At 63.3% G+C, this 18,824-nt stretch carries 15 protein-coding genes; 6 read left to right on the top strand and 9 right to left on the bottom strand.

Annotated elements, in window-relative coordinates:
* Window positions 1-149: 149 nt before the first annotated feature.
* The 4 genes from ACNFIC_RS04315 to ACNFIC_RS04330 form a co-directional block, all read right to left on the bottom strand.
* Window positions 150-1,271 (bottom strand): beta-ketoacyl-ACP synthase III, encoded by a 1,122-nt coding sequence (locus tag ACNFIC_RS04315; protein ID WP_138218323.1) that lies wholly within the window; start codon window positions 1,269-1,271, stop codon window positions 150-152.
* A gap of 218 nt (window positions 1,272-1,489) precedes the next feature.
* A complete protein-coding gene (gene hrpA / locus ACNFIC_RS04320) occupies window positions 1,490-5,395 on the bottom strand; it encodes an ATP-dependent RNA helicase HrpA (protein ID WP_416780068.1) in 3,906 nt (1,301 codons plus the stop codon).
* Between the two features lie 104 nt (window positions 5,396-5,499).
* Complete coding sequence (locus ACNFIC_RS04325) at window positions 5,500-5,748, bottom strand: hypothetical protein (protein ID WP_138218325.1); 249 nt, start codon at window positions 5,746-5,748, stop codon at window positions 5,500-5,502.
* Between the two features lie 13 nt (window positions 5,749-5,761).
* On the bottom strand, window positions 5,762-6,259 hold the full coding sequence (locus ACNFIC_RS04330; protein WP_416780070.1) for a hypothetical protein: 498 nt from the start codon (window positions 6,257-6,259) through the stop codon (window positions 5,762-5,764).
* 213 nt (window positions 6,260-6,472) lie between these two features.
* Between ACNFIC_RS04330 and ACNFIC_RS04335 the strand changes: the two genes are divergently transcribed.
* The 3 genes from ACNFIC_RS04335 (at window position 6,473) to ACNFIC_RS04345 (ending at window position 9,427) form a co-directional block, all read left to right on the top strand.
* Window positions 6,473-6,637 carry a hypothetical protein gene (locus ACNFIC_RS04335; RefSeq protein WP_171030912.1) on the top strand — a complete coding sequence of 55 codons (165 nt, stop codon included), beginning with the start codon at window positions 6,473-6,475 and terminating at the stop codon, window positions 6,635-6,637.
* 90 nt (window positions 6,638-6,727) lie between these two features.
* Complete coding sequence (locus ACNFIC_RS04340; RefSeq protein WP_416780071.1) at window positions 6,728-8,092, top strand: glutamine synthetase family protein; 1,365 nt, start codon at window positions 6,728-6,730, stop codon at window positions 8,090-8,092.
* Between the two features lie 27 nt (window positions 8,093-8,119).
* Window positions 8,120-9,427, top strand: coding sequence for an NAD(P)/FAD-dependent oxidoreductase (locus ACNFIC_RS04345; RefSeq protein ID WP_138218328.1), 1,308 nt, complete (start codon window positions 8,120-8,122; stop codon window positions 9,425-9,427).
* Window positions 9,428-9,617: 190 nt separating this feature from the next.
* Here the strand turns inward: ACNFIC_RS04345 and fadD1 are convergent, their stop codons facing one another.
* Window positions 9,618-11,315: a long-chain-fatty-acid--CoA ligase FadD1 gene (gene fadD1, locus ACNFIC_RS04350; protein WP_416780073.1), complete on the bottom strand. Its 1,698-nt coding sequence runs from the start codon at window positions 11,313-11,315 to the stop codon at window positions 9,618-9,620.
* 295 nt (window positions 11,316-11,610) lie between these two features.
* Window positions 11,611-13,299: a long-chain-fatty-acid--CoA ligase FadD2 gene (gene fadD2, locus ACNFIC_RS04355; RefSeq protein ID WP_138218330.1), complete on the bottom strand. Its 1,689-nt coding sequence runs from the start codon at window positions 13,297-13,299 to the stop codon at window positions 11,611-11,613.
* A 203-nt stretch (window positions 13,300-13,502) separates the two neighbouring features.
* On the opposite strand from fadD2, the gene ACNFIC_RS04360 reads away from it, so the two are divergent.
* Together ACNFIC_RS04360 and ACNFIC_RS04365 are read left to right on the top strand one after the other, a co-directional pair.
* Window positions 13,503-14,447, top strand: a complete 945-nt coding sequence (locus ACNFIC_RS04360; RefSeq protein ID WP_416780074.1) for a lysophospholipase — start codon at window positions 13,503-13,505, stop codon at window positions 14,445-14,447.
* A 34-nt stretch (window positions 14,448-14,481) separates the two neighbouring features.
* Window positions 14,482-14,952, top strand: coding sequence for a MaoC family dehydratase (locus ACNFIC_RS04365; protein ID WP_138218332.1), 471 nt, complete (start codon window positions 14,482-14,484; stop codon window positions 14,950-14,952).
* A gap of 178 nt (window positions 14,953-15,130) precedes the next feature.
* Here ACNFIC_RS04365 and ACNFIC_RS04370 read toward each other — a convergent pair whose 3' ends face one another.
* The gene (locus tag ACNFIC_RS04370; protein WP_138218333.1) at window positions 15,131-15,775 is read right to left on the bottom strand and encodes a LysE family translocator; all 645 of its coding nucleotides are present in this window, start codon (window positions 15,773-15,775) and stop codon (window positions 15,131-15,133) included.
* Window positions 15,776-15,855: 80 nt separating this feature from the next.
* Entirely contained in the window at window positions 15,856-16,809 is a 954-nt protein-coding gene (locus ACNFIC_RS04375) for a threonine dehydratase (RefSeq protein ID WP_416780077.1), read from the bottom strand.
* A gap of 76 nt (window positions 16,810-16,885) precedes the next feature.
* On the opposite strand from ACNFIC_RS04375, the gene ACNFIC_RS04380 reads away from it, so the two are divergent.
* Complete coding sequence (locus tag ACNFIC_RS04380) at window positions 16,886-18,244, top strand: PLP-dependent aminotransferase family protein (protein ID WP_416780079.1); 1,359 nt, start codon at window positions 16,886-16,888, stop codon at window positions 18,242-18,244.
* A 95-nt stretch (window positions 18,245-18,339) separates the two neighbouring features.
* Here ACNFIC_RS04380 and ACNFIC_RS04385 read toward each other — a convergent pair whose 3' ends face one another.
* Complete coding sequence (locus ACNFIC_RS04385) at window positions 18,340-18,597, bottom strand: DUF2790 domain-containing protein (protein ID WP_416780080.1); 258 nt, start codon at window positions 18,595-18,597, stop codon at window positions 18,340-18,342.
* Window positions 18,598-18,824: the final 227 nt, after the last annotated feature.

Below are 18,824 nucleotides of genomic sequence, written 5' to 3' on the forward strand. Positions count from 1 at the left end.
TTCACTCTGAGGCGGGAAATGCCGCCCCCCATCCGGCGTTTCCCGCCTCTTTTTAGCTGCAAGCGGCAAGCTACAAGCATCAAGTAAAAGCAGATCGCGGGGGACCACAGATCTGCTCTTGCTTGTAGCTTGTAGCTCGCCGCTGCGCCTCAGTGCTTGCGCAGAATCACGCTACCAATCGAATACCCCGCCCCGAACGAGCTGAGCACCGCAACCGAGCCCTTGGGCAAATCATCCTGATACAGGTGGAAGGCGATCACCGAACCTGCGGAGCTGGTGTTGGCATAGCGGTCCAGAATAACGGGAGCCTCATCCTCGTTCACCTCGCGCCCCAACAGCTTCTTGACGATCAGGTGGTTCATGCTGAGGTTGGCCTGATGCAGCCAGAAACGCTTCACGTCCGACGCTTGCAGGCCATTTTCAGCCAGGTGCTTGCCGACCAGTTCGGCAACCATCGGGCACACTTCCTTGAACACCTTGCGCCCTTCCTGCACGAACAACTTGTCGCGCGCATCGACACCCTCTTCACCAGCCCGGTTGAGGAAACCGAAGTTGTTCCGAATATTGTTGGAGAACACCGTCGCCAACTTGGTGCTCACCACATCGAACTGATGCTCGGAACTGGCAAGGTCGGCGCGCTCGACCAGCACGGCGGTGGCGGCATCACCGAAGATGAAGTGGCTGTCGCGGTCACGGAAGTTGAGGTGACCGGTGCAAATCTCCGGGCTGACCACCAGCACGGCACGGGCCTGGCCCAGTTGCACGCTATTGGCAGCGGTCTGAATACCGAAGGTGGCCGACGAACAGGCCACGTTCATGTCGAAGGCAAAGCCCTGGATGCCCAGCGCCTGCTGCACCTCGATGGCGATAGCCGGATACGGACGCTGTAGGTTCGAACACGCCACCAACACCCCATCGACATCCGCAGCCGTTCGGCCAGCACGCTCCAGTGCCTGACGCGCGGCGGCCACGCCCATTTCGCAAAGGATCGACTGTTCGTCGTTGCTGCGCTCAGGCAGCCGTGGCTTCATGCGCTGCGGATCGAGGATCCCGGCCTTGTCCATGACGAAGCGGCTCTTGATACCTGAGGCCTTCTCGATGAACGCAGCATCCGACAGCGGTGCCGCTTCCACCTCGCCACGCTCGATGGCAGCGGCATTGTCGCGATTGAACTGTTGCGACCAGGTATTGAAGGATTCCACCAGTTCTTCGTTGGAAATGCTCTGGGCCGGGGTATACAGGCCGGTGCCGCTGATCACGACGTTATGCACGGTCGTTCCTCTGGTCAGAGGCCATCGCCACGCGGCGCTGGCCGGGATAGGGGGCATCATACTGGCACCTTGGTGCCAATTTGCAGGCGAAGGGCAAGCCCTCGTTCACGGGTCGCTCCGCATCCATCCAGGCTGCGCGGCCTGGTGGGCGCGGGTCCACTCACGAACGGCCGCACAGCGGCCGCAAATTCCAGCAAGTTTGCCACAACTTACAACGGTTAGGCTTCCACCTGGCTCCACTGCTTGCTCAAACGCTTGTCGGAAACCGGCACCTTGGTGCCCAGTTGCTGAGCGAACAGCGACACCCGGTACTCCTCCAGCAGCCAGCGGTACAGTGTCAGTTGCTCGTCACGCTTGCCTTCCTGGGCATGCTTGTCGGCACGCGCCTTGTACTGCGCCCAGCAATTGGCCAGCTCGCTGCTCCACACGCGATCCTTCTGCACCTGCGAGCCGAGCTTTTCAAGGCGCAATTCCACCGCTTTCAGGTAGCGCGGCAACTCCTTGAACCAGGCGCCCGGGGTTTCCCGCACGAAACCTGGGTACACCAAGTTGGCCAACTGCTGCTTGATGTCGTTGAGTGCCACCGCCTGGCTCAGGTCGATCTTGCCCTTGAAGCGCTTCTGCAAACCATGCCACAGCTTGAGCACGTCCAGGGTCTGGCGCGCCAGGCGCTCGGCGTGCTCGGTCCAACTGCCGCGCTTGCGCTCGGCGAGCGAGGCCAGGCCGGCGCCGTCGCGGGGTAGCGGGTCTTCACCTTCAAGCACGCAACTGTCGAGGCTGGCCAGCAGGATGTCTTCCACCAGCGCCTCGACCCGGCCCAGCTCGCGGTACAACAAGCCTAGCTCGGTCAGCCCAGGCAACTTGCCACGCAGGAACTTGGCAGGCTCGGCCAGCTGTTGCAGCAGCAGGCGCTGCAACGCACGGCGGTGCTGGAACTCGGCTTCGGCCTGGGTCGAGAAACGGCCCTCGCGCACGCTGCCACTCTCTTCCACCAACGCCGGGTAGACCGTCATCGACAGGCCGGCGATCTTCTGCTGAGCAGTCTGCGCGACCTGGCTGAAGGCCTTGGCTTGCACCGGCTGCTCGGCTTTTTCGTTACGCGGCAAGGCCAACGCCGCCTGGCTAGCGGCAGCGAAGCGCGCAGTCAGTTCGGCCAGGTCACGGCCTTCGCCGAGGAACTTGCCCTGAGCGTCGACCACTTCGATGTTCATCCGCAGGTGGCCTTCCACCAGGCTTGCCGCTTCGGCCCAGGCCTCGTCGCTGACCCGCGCACCGGTCATGCGCAGCAGTTCCTGACCCAGCGCCTGAGGCAAGGCGCCGTGGGCGAAGGTCATGCGTGCCAGCGACGCCTTGACGAAGTCCGGCACCGGCACGAAGTTCTTGCGCAGGGCTTTGGGCAGGTTACGGACCAGCGCGATGCACTTGGCTTCGAGCAATCCCGGCACCAGCCATTCCAGGCGCTCGCCCGGCAGGCTCGGCAACAGCGGCGCCGGCACCCGCACGGTCACACCATCGCGCGGGTGGTTGGGCTCGAAGTGGTAACTCAGCGACAGGCGCAGCTCGCCCACCTGCAAGTGGTCCGGGTACTGCGCAGCGGTGACCTCGCTGGCCTCGCGGGCGAGCACGTCTTCCTCACGCATGATCAGCAGGTTGGCGTCCTTCTGGCTGTTCATCCGGTACCAGCTGTCGAAAGTCGCGGTCTGGTGGATCTCCTCGGGCAAGCGCGCCTCGTAGAAGCCGTACAACGTCTCTTCGTCGGCCAGGATGTCGCGGCGGCGCGCCTTGGCTTCGAGTTCGTCCAACTGCTCCAGCAAGCGCTTGTTGGCCGCCAGGCACTTGGCCCGCGACTGAATCTGGCCACCGACCAGACCTTCGCGAATGAACAGCTCGCGCGAGGTAACCGGGTCTATCGGGCCGAAGTGCACTGGCCGGCGACCCACCAGGATCAGGCCGTACAGGGTGATCTGCTCAAAGGCCACCACCTGGCCGCGCTTTTTCTCCCAGTGCGGTTCGAAGTGGTTCTTCTTGATCAGGTGACTGGCCAGCGGCTCGATCCAGTCCGGCTCGATCTTGGCCACCATGCGCGCATACAACTTGGTGGTTTCTACCAGCTCCGCGGCCATCACCCACTGTGGGCGCTTGCGGCCGATGCCCGAGGATGGATGAATCCAGAAACGGCGCTGGCGCGCGCCCTGATAGTCGCCCTCTTCAGCCTTATGGCCAATCTGGCTGAGCAGGCCACTGAGAATGGCCTTGTGCATTCGCGGGTAGTCGCAGGGCTCCTTGTTCACCGTCAGTTGCAGGTCGCGGCAGATCAGCGACAACTGGCGATGCGCATCACGCCATTCGCGCAGGCGCAGGTAGTTGAGAAACTGCTTGCGGCACCAGTTGCGCAGGGGGTTGGCGGTGAGCGCCTGGCGCTGTTCCTCGAAGCCGCGCCACAGGTTCACCAGCGCGGCGAAGTCGGAGTCGACGTCCTTCCACTGCGCATGGGCCTGGTCGGCAGCCTGCTGGCGCTCCGGTGGGCGCTCGCGCGGGTCCTGAACCGACAGCGCGCTGGCGACGATCAGCACTTCCTGCAAGCTGCCTTGGCGTGCGCCTTCGAGCAGCATCCGGCCCAGCCGTGGATCGATCGGCAGGCGTGCCAGCTGGCGACCAAGCGGCGTGAGCTGGTTCTCGCGATTGACCGCCGACAGCTCCTGCAACAGGTTGAAACCATCGCTGATGGCCTTGCCATCCGGCGGCTCGATGAACGGGAAGGCATCGATTGCGCCCAGGCGCAGGTGCAGCATCTGCAGGATCACCGCTGCCAGGTTGGTCCGCAGGATCTCGGGATCGGTAAACGCTGGACGCGCGTTGAAATCGTCCTCGCTGTACAGGCGGATGCAGATACCCGGCTCGACCCGCCCGCAACGGCCCTTGCGCTGGTTGGCGCTGGCTTGCGAGACGGCCTCGATTGGCAGGCGCTGGACTTTGGCGCGGTAGCTGTAGCGGCTGATGCGCGCGGTGCCGCTGTCGATCACGTAGCGAATACCCGGCACAGTCAACGAGGTTTCGGCGACGTTGGTCGCCAGCACTACCCGCCGACCACTGTGGGACTGGAAGATCTTCTGCTGCTCGGCCGGGGTCAGGCGCGCGTACAACGGCAGGATCTCGGTGTGGCGCAGTTGGGCCTTGCGCAAGATCTCGGCAGCATCACGGATCTCACGCTCACCGGGCAGGAACACCAGCACATCGCCTGGGCCCTTGCCCTGACTGCGCTCGTGATGGGCGATCTCATCGAGAGTGGCGAGAATCGCCTGGTCGACCGAAATATCGTCCTCGACCTGGTTGCCTTCCTCGTCCTGCTCGCGGGTCAGCGGGCGGTACCAGGTATCCACCGGGAAGGTGCGCCCGGACACCTCGATGATCGGTGCGCCATCGAAGTGCTGGGAGAAGCGCTCCAGGTCGATGGTCGCCGAGGTGATGATCAGTTTGAGGTCCGGGCGGCGGTGCAGCAGGGTCTTGAGGTAGCCGAGCAGGAAGTCGATGTTCAGGCTGCGCTCGTGGGCCTCGTCGACGATGATCGTGTCGTAGCGTTCCAGAAAACGGTCGTGCTGGGTTTCGGCCAGCAGGATGCCGTCGGTCATCAGCTTGACCAGGGTATTGGCGTCGCTCTGGTCCTCGAAACGCACCTGGTAGCCGACCAGCGCCCCCAGTGGCGTGCCAAGCTCCTCGGCGACCCGCGCCGCGACGCTGCGCGCGGCGATCCGGCGCGGCTGGGTGTGGGCGATCAAGCCGTGGCTGCCACGCCCCAGTTCCAGGCAGATCTTCGGCAACTGGGTGGTCTTGCCCGAGCCGGTCTCACCAGCGATCACCAGTACCTGGTGCTCGGCCAGGGCCTTCTTGATCTCGTCACGCTTGGCCGCGATCGGCAGGCTGTCGTCATAACGGATGGTCGGCACGCTATGCTGGCGCGCGGTGACCTGGGCGCAGGAAGCCTGGACCTTTTCCACCCACTGCGCGAGCTTGCCCTCATCGGGGCGTTTGCGCAGCTCGTGCAACTGCCGCCGCAGGCGATGGCGGTCGGCGATCATGGCGTGGTCGAGGTTCTTCAGCAACTGGTCGATGGCGTGGTCTGTCATGGGGCTTTTTAGTGATGCAGGTGGGCGCTGCTTTTACATGGTCGGCATTTGTAAGGGGCGCGATTGTCGCAGATTTGCCGGATGGATGCTGCCCATGCCAACCATCAGTCACGATCACGCTCGAAATAGCGGGAACGCTTGAATAGCAACGGGGTAGCGATTGCCATGAAAAAAGCTGACCAGCCAATACCATCAAGTTGCAGGAACTGCTCTTCACCCAGTTGAGTACAAGCAGTGATCCCTGTGACGCTGAACACGATGTAAAGAAAAAGCCTGATGCACCTTGACCGGCATGCCCAGTCGACTAACGTGCCGACCACGAGAGCATAGCAAATAGCATAAAGCACCCACATATCCGCCCCCCCTTCAGATAATCAACATCAGGCTGCTGAATTGAGGACCAATACCGCCCTTCACAGTGGCTGATAGTGATGCCAGCACATCCCCAGCATGAAAAGTAGGAATTTTATTCTGAATCAACCAGGCCACAGCACCGGTGACAGCGATCCCTGCGACCGCTCCCGCAGGCCCACCTGCCATAGCTATCGCAACATCAGCCGTCGCTTTTCCCGCTGCGCTGCTGAAAATGCCCGAAACCCTGTATCGCTGCTGATTGAGGCTGTCTCCCTGCTGACGAGTTAACGGGCGTGATACTGCAACCGTCATATGGCAGGGCCGCTGCCCTGCCAGCATCCGGTCATAAAGCTCCGCCATTTTTTCAACAATCCGATAGTGTCCGGCATGCACCCACGGCAGGCTCGTTTGCCGAATTTGACAACATTCCCCTGGCTGGATGACGAACTCGCTGACATCGAAGACGATCGCGTGATGTGCAACTACCTGATAAGTCCTCTGTGCTCGCATGGCTGTCCCTGTCGCTTGCCTATTCTGCAGAACGTAGGGACTTTCACCTCTAGCACTAGCCCCGCAAACTAGCCTAGGTCCGATAAAGCTGTGGGAGGCTTCCTAAGCTAAAGTGAAGCGACGGGCAAACCTTGCCAATGTTTAGCTCACACCGGAATGAACGTCGCCATTCACTGCTTTAATCAACCTTACGCCCCATGTGAGTATCGATTCATGCTCCCCGACCCGCTGATTGCCCGCCTACTGCCCCACCCTTCGCTGCCGAAGGCCAGGGCGCGTGCCGGCGAGAATCCGCTGGTGCATATCATCCTCGCCTTCTGGGCCCTGTGGCATTGCCGCCACGCGCGCCCACCGGACACCTCGCCCGCCCTGCACTGACCCGTTCCGGCCACCTGCGCCGGTCTTTCAGTCCGACCGCACCTGCCTGGCAGGCGGTCCCATGCGCCCGTGGGCGCGAGCGAACCCATCATGCACTTTGCTCCTGCAGAGCAGGCCAGACGCTTCCTGGCCGAAAATCCCGATATCGAGCTGATCGAACTGTTCATCCTCGACGCCAACGGCGTCCCCCGCGGCAAGCTGCTGCACCGTGACGAACTGCTGGCGGTGTTCGACAGCGGGCGCCCGCTGCCCAGCACCATCCTGGGCCTGCCCCTCAACGGCGACGACGTGGAGAATTCGGGCCTGGTGTGGGACGTCGGCGATATCGATTGCCGCGCCTACCCCCTCGCAGACAGCCTGGTGCGCCTGCCCTGGCGCCGCGTGCCGACGGCCGCCGTACAGGTCAGCATGCACCCCAGCGAAGGGCTGCCTGCGAGCATCGCCGACCCGCGCCATGTGCTGATCCGCACCATCGATGCCCTCAAGTCCGACGGCTACCATCCGGTGATGGCCTGCGAGCTGGAGTTCTACCTGCTCGACCAGCAGCGCGATGCCGATGGTCGGCCGCAACCGGCGCTGGACCGCGATGGCGGCAGGCCACGCACCACGCAGGTGTACGGCCTGCGTGAGCTTGAGCAGATCGAGCCGTTCCTGGCCGATCTCTACGCCGCCTGCAAGGCGCAAGGCATTCCGGCGCGCACGGCGATTTCCGAATACGCCCCCGGCCAGGTGGAGATCACCTTGGAACACGGCGACGCGCTCGCGGCGATGGACCAAGCCGTGCGCTACAAGCGTCTGGTCAAGGGCGTGGCCAACGCCCACGGCATGCAGGCCTGCTTCATGGCTAAACCGTTCGCCCAGTTGGCCGGCACCGGCATGCACATGCACCTGAGCCTGGCGGACGCCGAAGGCAACAACCTGTTCGCCAGCAGCGAGGCAGCCGGCACCGCGCTGCTGCGCCAGGCGGTCGGTGGCATGCTCCGTCACTTACGCGAATCGCTGTTGCTGTTCTGCCCCAACGCCAACTCCTACCGACGCTTCCAGGCCAACAGCTACGCGCCGCTGGCGCCCACTTGGGGCGTGGACAACCGCACGGTGAGCCTGCGCGTGCCAGGTGGTCCGGCCCACACCCGGCATGTGGAACACCGCATCTGCGGGGCCGACGCCAACCCTTACCTGGCCGCTGCAGCAATCCTCGCCGCCAGCCACCAGGGCATCCGCGAACAGCTCGATCCCGGCGCACCGGTCGAAGGCAACGGCTACGCCCAGGCCACCGAGCACCTGCCCACCGACTGGCTCACCACACTCGATGCACTGGAGCATTCGACCTGGGCCAGGGAAGCGCTGGGCAAGGCCTTCGTCGACGTGTACCTGAAGGTCAAGCAGGCCGAGTACCGCCAGTTCATGGCCGAGGTCGGTGAACAGGACTGGCGCTGGTACCTGCATCAGGCCTGAGCCCGCGTACTACAACAAGGACTACTCATGAACGCAGCAATCAATACCGACAGCGCCCAACGCGCGCCGTCCTACTACACCGCCACCCTTAACGACAGCACCGTCTACCCCACGCTCAAGGGCACGCAGGAGGTGGACGTTGCGATCATCGGCGGCGGCTTCACTGGCGTCGCCACAGCCGTGGAGCTGGCCGAGCGCGGCCTGAAAGTCGCCATCGTCGAAACCCACCGCATCGGCTGGGGCGCCAGCGGGCGCAACGGCGGGCAGGTCACCGGTAGCCTGTCGGGCGACGAGGCCATGCGCACGCAAATGCGCCAGCGCCTAGGCAACGAGGTGGATGATTTCATCTGGCACCTGCGCTGGCGCGGGCACCAAATCATCGAACAGCGGGTGGCCCGCTACGCCATCGACTGCGACCTCAAGCATGGCCACCTGCATGCGGCGATGAAATCCTCGCACATGAACGAACTCAAGGCAGCGTACGCAGAGGCAGAGCGGCGCGGCATGGGCGATCAGGTGCAACTACTCGACCGTGCGGCCATGGCCACGCACCTGCAAAGCCCGCTGTACCTGGGTGCACTAAAGAACCTGCGCAACCTGCACCTGCATCCGCTCAACTTGTGCCTGGGCGAAGCGCGCGCCGCGCAAAGCCTCGGGGCGCTGATCTTCGAGCACTCCGAGGTCCTGGAAATAGTGCACGGCGCGCGCCCAGCCGTGGTCACCCGCCACGGGCGCATCAACGCCCGCCAGGTGATGCTCGCCGGCGACGTGTACCACAAGCTGGAAAAGCGCCAGCTCAAGGGTAAGATCTTCCCGGCCATGGGCGGCATCGTCACCACCGCGCCCTTGGGCGAGCTGGCCGCGCAGATCAACCCGCAGGACCTGGCGGTGTATGACTGCCGCTTCGTGCTCGACTACTACCGCCTGACCGCCGACAAGCGCCTGCTGTTCGGCGGCGGCGCCAACTATTCCGGGCGTGATTCGCGAGACATCGAGGCCGAGCTGCGACCGTGCATCGAACGCACTTTCCCAGCGCTCAAAGGCGTGCCGATCGAATTCAAGTGGAGCTGCGCGATGGGGATCGTGGTCAACCGCATTCCACAGTTGGGCAAGCTGTCGGACAACGTCTGGTACTGCCAGGGCTATTCAGGCCACGGCATCGCCACCAGCCACATCATGGGCGAGATCATGGCCGAGGCACTGACTGGCACGTTGGAAAAGTTCGATACCTTTGCAGGCTGCAAGCACATCAAGGTGCCGATGGGAGATGTGCTGGGCAATCCGCTGCTGGCGGCGGGGATGTGGTACTACCAGATGCTTGAAAAGCTGCGCTGAAGTAGCGCGCCGTGGTATCGCGAACGGGGCGCGTGACACCCCATCAATTTTGCTATGGCTGAAATCCTGGGGCCGCTTTGCGGCCCTTTCGCGGCACAAGGCCGCTCCTACAGGGGGCTGCGAGGTTCTGGCGCCGGACCGACCGGGAAGGGCCGCAAAGCAGCCCCAGGATTTCAGCGACAAGCCCGGATCAGGCGATCTTCTTCAAGCCCTGTTTCTTCAGCTCTTCGTCGCGCAACTCACGCCGCAGGATCTTACCCACGTTGGTGGTCGGCAAGGCGTCGCGGAACTCGATGGACTTGGGTACCTTGTAGCCGGTGACATTGGCACGCATGTGCTCCATCACCTGCTCCTTGGTCAGGGTCATGCCCGGCTTGACCACGATGAACACCTTGATCACCTCGCCGGATTTTTCGTCCGGCACACCGATGGCCGCGCACTGCAGCACGCCCGGCAGGGCAGCGAGCACGTCTTCGAGTTCATTGGGGTACACGTTGAAGCCCGAGACCAGGATCATGTCCTTCTTGCGGTCGACGATACGCATGTAGCCGTCCGGCTGGATCAGGGCGATATCGCCGGTTTTCAGCCAACCGTTGCTGTCGAGGATTTCGGCGGTGGCCTCTTCGCGCTGCCAGTAGCCCTTCATCACCTGCGGCCCCTTGACGCACAGCTCGCCGATTTCGCCCAGCGGCAGCTCCTGGCCGTTGTCGTCGATGATCTTGCACAGGGTCGACGGCACCGGGATACCGATGGTGCCCACCTGGTTGGCCTCGGCCGGGTTGACCGCCGCCACCGGGCTGGTCTCGGTCATGCCGTAGCCCTCGCAGATGGCGCAGCCGGTGACCGCCTTCCAGCGCTCAGCCACACTCAATTGCAGCGCCATGCCGCCAGACAGGGTGATTTTCAGCGCCGAGAAGTCCAGGGCGCGGAATGCCTCGTTGTTGCACAAGGCGACGAACAGGGTGTTGAGCCCGACGAAACCGCTGAACTTCCACTTGCTCAGTTCCTTGACCATGGCCGGCAGGTCACGCGGGTTGCTGATCAACACGTTATGGTTGCCGATCAGCATCATGGCCATGCAATGGAAGGTGAACGCGTAGATGTGGTAAAGCGGCAACGGGGTGATGAGGATTTCGCAGCCTTCGTGCAGGTTGGCGCCCATCAGCGCGCGGCATTGCAGCATGTTGGCCACCAGATTGCGGTGGGTGAGCATCGCGCCCTTGGCCACCCCAGTGGTGCCGCCGGTGTACTGCAACACGGCCACATCGTCCGCTTGCGGGTTGGCCTCGGTAACCGCACCACCCTTGCCCAGGGCCAGGGCGTCATTGAAGCGCACGGCCTTGGGTAGGTTGTAGGCAGGCACCATTTTCTTCACGTACTTGATCACGCTGTTGATCAACAAGCGCTTGAGCGGTGGCAGCAGGTCGGCCACTTCGGTGACAATCACGTGCTTGACCTGGGTCTTGGGCACCACCTTCTCGGCCAGGTGCGCCATGTTGGCCAGGCATACCAGCGCCTTGGCGCCGGAGTCGTTGAACTGGTGCTCCATTTCCCGCGCGGTATACAGCGGGTTGGTGTTGACCACGATCAACCCAGCGCGCATGGCGCCGAACACCGCGACAGGATATTGCAGGACGTTGGGCAACTGCACGGCGATGCGATCGCCTGGCTTGAGGTCGGTGTGCTGCTGCAGCCACGCGGCGAACGCACCGGACAGGGTGTACAGCTCGCCATAGGTGAGGGTCTTGCCCAGGTTGCTAAAGGCAGGTTTGTCAGCAAAACGATGGCAGGATTGCTTGAGTACGGCCTGGATATTGGGGAATTCGTCAGGATTGATGTCCGCCGTGACCCCGGCAGGGTACTTATCCTTCCAAAAATGTTCGATCATGGAAGCCCGCTCCTTCAGCAACAGCGAATTCGGTACGCGTCGATGCGCTTATTATTGATATGGAAGCCCGGCTCATTGCAAACCGGATCCTCGGAAAGCGCGCCGAGAGTAACAGCTTTGCCTGGGGTCGCCTAGAGGCCGAAACAGGCCTTACGGTCACAAAAATGACTCAAAGAATGATTCAGGTCATTTTTAGAGTATTTATACAAGAGATCCAAACAATCAGCTCCAAGCGGCAAGCCAGAGCCAAAACGCGCTCCAGCTTGAGGCTTGCAACTTACCGCTTGCAGCTGTTTCAGGCGATATCGCGCAACTCGCGGCGCAGGATCTTGCCCACGGGCGTCATGGGCAGTGAATCACGCAGCACGATATGCTTAGGCACCTTGTAGCCGGTGAAATTGGCTTTGCAGTAGGCTTTGAGTTCATCCACGCTGACCCCTCCTGCCCTGGGCACCACGAACAACTTGACCGCCTCGCCCGAGCGCTCGTCCGGCACGCCGATGGCTGCGCAACTGGCCACCTGTGGGTGATTCATCACCACATCCTCGATTTCGTTGGGGTACACGTTGAAGCCCGAGACGATGATCATGTCTTTCTTGCGGTCGACGATGCGGGTATAGCCGTCCGGGTCGATCACCGCGATGTCGCCGGTACGGAACCAGCCCTGCGTATCAAGCGCCTGGGCGGTGGCCTCGGGCTGCTGCCAGTAGCCTTTCATCACCTGCGGGCCCTTGATGCACAGCTCGCCACGCTCCCCCAGCGGCTGCTCGTTGCCGTCATCGTCGATTACCTTGAACGCCGTCCCCACCACCGGAATGCCCACGGTGCCCAGCCGCGCCAATTGGCCATAGGGATTGGTGCTGGCGACCGGCGAGGTTTCGGTAAGGCCGTAGCCCTCGACGATGCGACAACCGGTCAGTGTCTCCCAGCGTTCGGCGGTGGCCTTGACCAGCGCAGTGCCGCCAGAGTTGGTGACCTTGAGTGCCGAGAAATCCAACGCTTTGAAGCCTGGGTGGTCCATCAGTGCGACGAACAATGTGTTCAGCCCCAACAACGCCGAAAACCGCCACTTGCCCAGCTCCTTGATGAAGCCTGGAATATCCCGCGGGTTGGTGATCAGTACGTTGTGGTTGCCGGTGACCATCATGCACATGCAGTTCGCTGTGAACGCATAGATGTGGTACAGCGGCAGCGGCGCGATCATTACCTCCTGCCCTTCCTTGATCAGTGGCTGGCCATCTGGCCCATGCTGGGCGAAGCACGCCAGGACCTGGAGCATGTTGGCCACCAGATTGCCGTGGGTGAGCATCGCGCCCTTGGCCAGCCCCGTGGTACCGCCGGTGTATTGCAACACCGCGACGTCATCCAGGGTGCGCGCCACTGCGCGATGCGAAAGGCCCGCACCTTGGCGCAGCACCTGCTTGAACGACACGGCCTGGGGCAAGCTATAGGCCGGAACCATCTTTTTCAGCTTGTCGACGAGCGTGTTGACCAGCCAGCCCTTGGCGCTCGGCAGCAAGTCGCCCATCTTCGCCTCGATCAGGTACTCGATGTCGGTGTCCGGCAACACCGCCTGGACCCGGCTGCCGAACATGTTCAGGTACACCAAGGCACGTGCGCCGGCGTCCTTGAACTGGTGGCGCATCTCGCGCTCGGTGTACAGCGGGTTGGTGTTGACCACCACCAGCCCTGCGCGCATGGCGCCGAACACGGCGATGGGGTACTGCAACACATTGGGCATCTGCACCGCGATGCGATCACCCGGCACCAGGTCGGTGTTGTGCTGTAGCCAGGCGGCGAAGGCGGCCGAATGGCGTTCGAGTTCGGCGTAGCTCAGGGTTACACCCAGGTTGCTGAAGGCTGGGCGGTCGGCGAAGCGCTTGCAGGAGCGCTCGAAGACGTCGACCACCGAGGCATAGGCCGTCATATCGAGGGTGGAGGGTACGCCCACCGGGCGCTTGTCGTTCCAGAAATCGGCTTGCATTTATTCTTGTTCCTCTGCCGGGACCGTCCCTGACCAGATTGCCGTATGGCAAAAAGGCGTTGAGCCGACGTTAGCAGGTCCCCCCCAGGTGGCAAATACGCCAGATGCCGCCATTAACATTGTGAATCTTATTTGTGCCCTTCCTGCAATCTCGCGCTTTGCGCATACACTGTTGATCCATCCCCCGCGTGCAAGGACCCGCCATGCCCCATGACGCCTTCTGGCTACCTGCCAGCGAGCATTGCAGCCTGTACGTGCACCAGTGGCTGCCGTCCCGGCCGGTCAAGGCCGTGGTGTTGCTGGCCCATGGCATGGCCGAGCATGCCAATCGCTACCAACGCCTGGGCCATGCGCTGAATACCGCCGGCTACGCGTTGCTGGCCCACGACCAACGGGGCCATGGGCGCACCGCCGAACTCGGCAGCCTGGGCTTGTTCGCCGCGCACAATGGCTGGAATGCCGTGGTCAACGACCTGGGGGTGCTGGCTCAGCACATCGGCCAACAGTTCCCCGCCACACCGCTGTTTTTATTCGGCCACAGCATGGGCAGCTACATTGCCCAGGCCTACCTGCTGCACCACAGCGCCAGCCTGCAAGGGGCGATCCTCAGCGGCTCGAATTTCCAGCCGCCTGCGCTGTACCGCGCCGCGCGGCTGATCGCTCGCCTGGAAACCTGGCGCCAAGGGCCCATGGGTCAGAGTGCGTTGATCGACTGGCTGTCGTTCGGCGCCTTCAACAAGGCCTTCAAGCCCAACCGGACCGCGTTCGACTGGCTCAGCCGCGACCCGGCCGAGGTCGACACCTACATCGCTGATCCGCTCTGCGGCTTTCGCTGCCGCAACCAGCTGTGGCTCGACCTGCTTCAAGGCCTGACGCAGATCAGCCAGCCCAGGTCGTTGGCGCAGATCGACCCGAACCTGCCGATACTGGTGATTGGCGGCGAATGTGATCCGGTGAGTGCCGGCAAGCGTCTCACCCATCTGGCCGACGCCCTGCGCGCGACCGGCAACCGCCACGTGCAACTGCGCCTGTACCCCGGCGCGCGGCATGAAGTGCTCAATGAAACCCATCGCGATGAGGTTACCGCCGATATCATCGGCTGGCTGGAACAGGCGCTGGCCCTTGGCCGCCCTACCCGCAGCGAATGATCGGCGCCCTCGCCCACCCTCCAAGGAAGCCCCGATGACTCAGGTCACCAACACGCCTTACGAAGCCCTCGAAGTCGGCCAGAAAGCCGAATACAAGAAGTCCGTTGAAGAGCGCGACATCCAGCTGTTCGCCGCGATGTCCGGTGACCACAACCCGGTGCACCTGGATGCCGAATTTGCCGCCAAGAGCATGTTCCGCGAGCGTATCGCCCACGGCATGTTCAGTGGCGCGCTGATCAGCGCCGCCGTGGCCTGCACCCTGCCAGGCCCTGGCACCATCTACCTGGGCCAGAAAATGAGCTTTCAAAAGCCGGTGAAAATCGGCGACAGCCTGACCGTACGCCTGGAAATTCTCGAGAAGCTGCCCAAGTTCAAGGTGCGCATCGCCACCAACGTGTACAACCAGAACGACGAACTGGTAGTCGAAGGCGAGGCCGAAATCCTCGCGCCGCGCAAACAGCAAACCGTCGAATTGGTCAGCCCACCGAACTTCGTCGCCAGCTGATTACGCCCGGTAGCAGGGCGCACGGTGGCTGCCGGACGCCCCTGCGATCCAGCGCTCAGCCCGGGCGCGGCAGACAACGCTCGATATACCGCAGCTCACGCCCCTGTCGCGCCAGCGCCTGTTGCCACGCCTGGCGGGCCTGCTCGACATTGCCCAGTTGCCGGTGCAACTGCGCCGCTTACAACCCTGGGGCTGCCAGAATGAACTCGCGATAACCGGAAATGATCACGTAACCTGCGAAATAGCAGAAGATCGCCGCCGACAGCAGGTACGACCAGGTCAGCAAACGGTCACCCAGCAGGCGCCCACCGTGACTGGCGACACCGCACAGGGTCATGCACCAGACCAGCCCGGCAGCGAAAAAGCCCGCCAGGAACAAACCGGCGTCCATGGCACTGCCACCGCCGGAGCGCGAGATCAACACGCCCCCCACCGCCGCGAACCAGAGGATGGCCGTGGGCGAAGACATGGCCAGGAAGATGCCGCGCAAGAACTCGCGCCAGCCTGACTCGATCACCACCTCAGCGCGCGCCTCGAGGTGTCCGCCACGCCAGGCCGCCAGTAGCATCTTAAAGGCAAACCACACCAGCAAAGCCGATCCGCCCAGCCACAATCCCCAGCGTACGCTCTCGAACTGCAACAGCACGGTCATCCCGGCCAGGGCAGCGACGGCGTACACCAGATCGCCCACGCAGGTGCCCAAGCCCAGCCAGAAGCCCTGGAGGAACCCGCGCTGCATGGCCAGGGTGATCATGGCGATGTTGGCGATACCGATGTCCAGACACAGGGAAAGGCTAAGCAGGAATCCATTCGAGAAAGGCATCACACACTCAGGTAGGCAAAAAGGGAGCGGCGATTGTAGGGAATAACGCCCCCTTTGTGCCAACCACGGCCCAGTGCGTTCTACTGGGCAAGCACTCGGGCATACACGGCGCGGTCAACGTTCGCCCCGCTGAGGACCACCGCCACCCGCTTGCCGGCCTGATGCTCGCGCTCCTGCATCAGCGCGGCCAATGCCGCAGCCCCTGCCCCTTCGGCGGTGTTATGGGTGGTTTCGTGATACAGGCGCATAGCAGCGCCGATCTCGGCATCGCTGACCCGTACGATACGCGCCGCATGCTCGCGTACCAGAGCGAATGCCTCCGGGTGTGGCACGCGGCAGGCCATGCCATCGGCGAAGGTGTCGGCGCTGTCGGTGGTGACGATGCGGCCCAGCTTGAAACTCTGTGCGTAGGCATCCGCAGCCTGCGACACCACGCCGACGATTTCGGTACGCAGCCCCAGCAGGTTGCGCGCCTGAATCAATCCGCAAATGCCCGAACCCATGCCTATCGGCACATACACGCAATCCAGATCAGCAACCGCCTCGAACAGTTCCAGCGCATAGGTGGCGACCCCGCGCACCAGCTCTGGGTGAAACGACGGCACCATCGCATAGCCATGTGCCTCGGCCAGCCGCGCGGCCTGCTCGCGCGCTACATCGAAGTCCACGCCATGCTCGACCAATTCCGCACCCAGGGCGCGCATGGCGGCATTCTTCTCCCGCGAGTTGCCTTCGGGCACCACGATGATCAACGGCACTCCCGCCTGACGTGCCGCCAGGGCCATGCTCTGGCCATGATTGCCACGGGTGGCGGTGACCAACCCGCGCGGCACCTCGCCACCAGCCAGCAGCGAACGGACATAGACCAAGCCGCCACGCACCTTGAAGGCCCCGGTGGGCGCGTGGTTCTCGTGCTTGACCCAGACCTGGCAGCCCAGCCGCTCGGCCAGCAACGGCCAGGCGTGCTGCGGGGTAGGCGGGACATGCTGGCGAACGAAGGCGGCGGCTTCACGCAGGGCGGACAAGTCGAACATCAGGAGCATCCTTCATCGGTCTGAGGTTGAACCGATGCTAAGCGCCGGGCATTGTATGGGCCAACCGATATATTGCATGGGCGACAATATTGTGTGGATACCTACCCTGGCCGACGATGGCCAGCCCCGCTACCTGGCGCTGGTCGCGGCCATCGCCAACGCCATCGAACACGGCGAACTGGCGGTCGGCCAACGCCTACCACCGCAACGCCGCCTGGCCTGGGCACTGGGGCTGAACCCCAGTACCACCCAGCAAGCCTATCGCGAGGCGGCAGCGCGTCATCTGGTAGCCGGCGAAGTGGGCCGCGGCACCTACGTGCTGGCGGGCAGCAAGGAAGCCACGCTATTTCGCTTGAAACAGCAAGGCCAAGGGCACGGGCTGATCGACCTGTCGACCAACGTGCCGGTGGTCGACCCGCACAACAGCGACCTGCAAGACAGCCTGCGCGCCCTGCTCGATCAAGCCGACAGCGCACTGCTCGATCACTACCTGGGCCCGCAGCAACTGCTCCTGGGGCGCGTGCACGGCGCGCGCTGGCTCGCCGGCCGGGGGCTGAAGCTGACGCCGCACGAGGTAGCGTTGAGCGGCGGTGCCCAGCAGGCGCTGATGAGCGTGTTGCAGTCGCTGTGCCAAGCGGGCGAAGCGGTGCTGGTCGAGGCCCTGACCGCGCCAGGTATCAAGGCGGCCTGTCGCCAATTGCACCTGCCGGTACATGGCGTGGCACTCGATGCCGAGGGCCTGCGCCCCGAGGCTCTGGAGCGCATGGCCCGCGCCAGCGGCGCACGGGTGCTGGTGACCACGCCAACCCTGCACAACCCCACCGGCGCCTGCATGAGCGAAAGCCGCCGCCAGGCCTTGGCGCAGGTGATCAGGCGTTACGATTTGCGGGTGATCGAAGACGATGTGTACGGCGCGCTGACCGACCGGGCACCGTTGTATCCGCTACTGGAAGGGCGTGGGGTGCTGGTCAGCAGCCTGTCCAAGACCGTGGCCGCCGGCTTGCGCCTAGGCTGGATCGTCGCAGAACCGCACGTGTTGGCACGCATCGATCCGCATGCCCAGGCCACCCACTGGCCGGTCTCACCGCTGAACCTGCGCATCGCCTGCCAATGGATCACCGACGGCACCGCCGCCAGGCGGCTGACCTGGCAACGCCAGGAAATCGCCGAACGCTGGCGGCTGGCGCGGGCGTTGCTGGGGTCTGCGATGCGCGCTGATGGCGAGCCGTCACCGCATGCCTGGGTGGCGACCTCAGGCAGCCCGGAGCAGGTGGCGGCGGCGTGCCGTGAACAAGGGGTGGAGGTAGTCCCCGCCAGCGTGTTCGCCGTGTCCACGCAAATCCCCCAGGCCATCAGGATCAGCCTGTCCGCAGCAGCGAGCCGGGCACAGCTCAAGCAGGGGCTGGATGTGCTGAAAATACACCTGATCCAGTGACGCAACCACGCCTGGCACGGGGTACGCGGTGCGCTTGCGATATCAGTGCTCTGCATGACAACGCAGCCCGAAGAGGCGGCAGGGTCAGGCTGGCCTCAACTCTGGCTGCAACCCTCGCCCATGGCACGGTACTGCAACGTGTGCACCTGGCCGTGGTGGTCTTCGTACGTCATCGTGGCCGGGACCACATCGCAGACGTTGGGGAGGGTCGAGAGGTTGATCACGCGCTTGATGTCGAGGTTGGTGGAATAGTCGTACTGCTCGACCACCGGTTTTGAGTTGGCGGGCTTGGCCTCATCGGCGAGGGCGAACGAGGACATACCGACCAATGCAAGAATCAGTAACGTTTTCATGAGTAGCGAACCTTGATGGCTGATCGTGTGACTTCTGATGCCGTCAATGGCGCGGAGAAGTTGTCATCGACTGACGGGATGACACGAAGTACCGATCCCACGCTTTCGTATTGCAGTGGGGATGAGAAAAAGTCTACGCCTGCGCCAGAATAGTTGAACCCCGAAGTCGGATATTCACCCTTGCGGGATTTGCAACAATCTGCGACAAAGCGCACCGCCACTGCCTC

It is taken from the genome of Pseudomonas sp. NY15463 (genome assembly GCF_048068415.1).
Classification (GTDB): Bacteria; Pseudomonadota; Gammaproteobacteria; order Pseudomonadales; family Pseudomonadaceae; genus Aquipseudomonas; species Aquipseudomonas mosselii_C.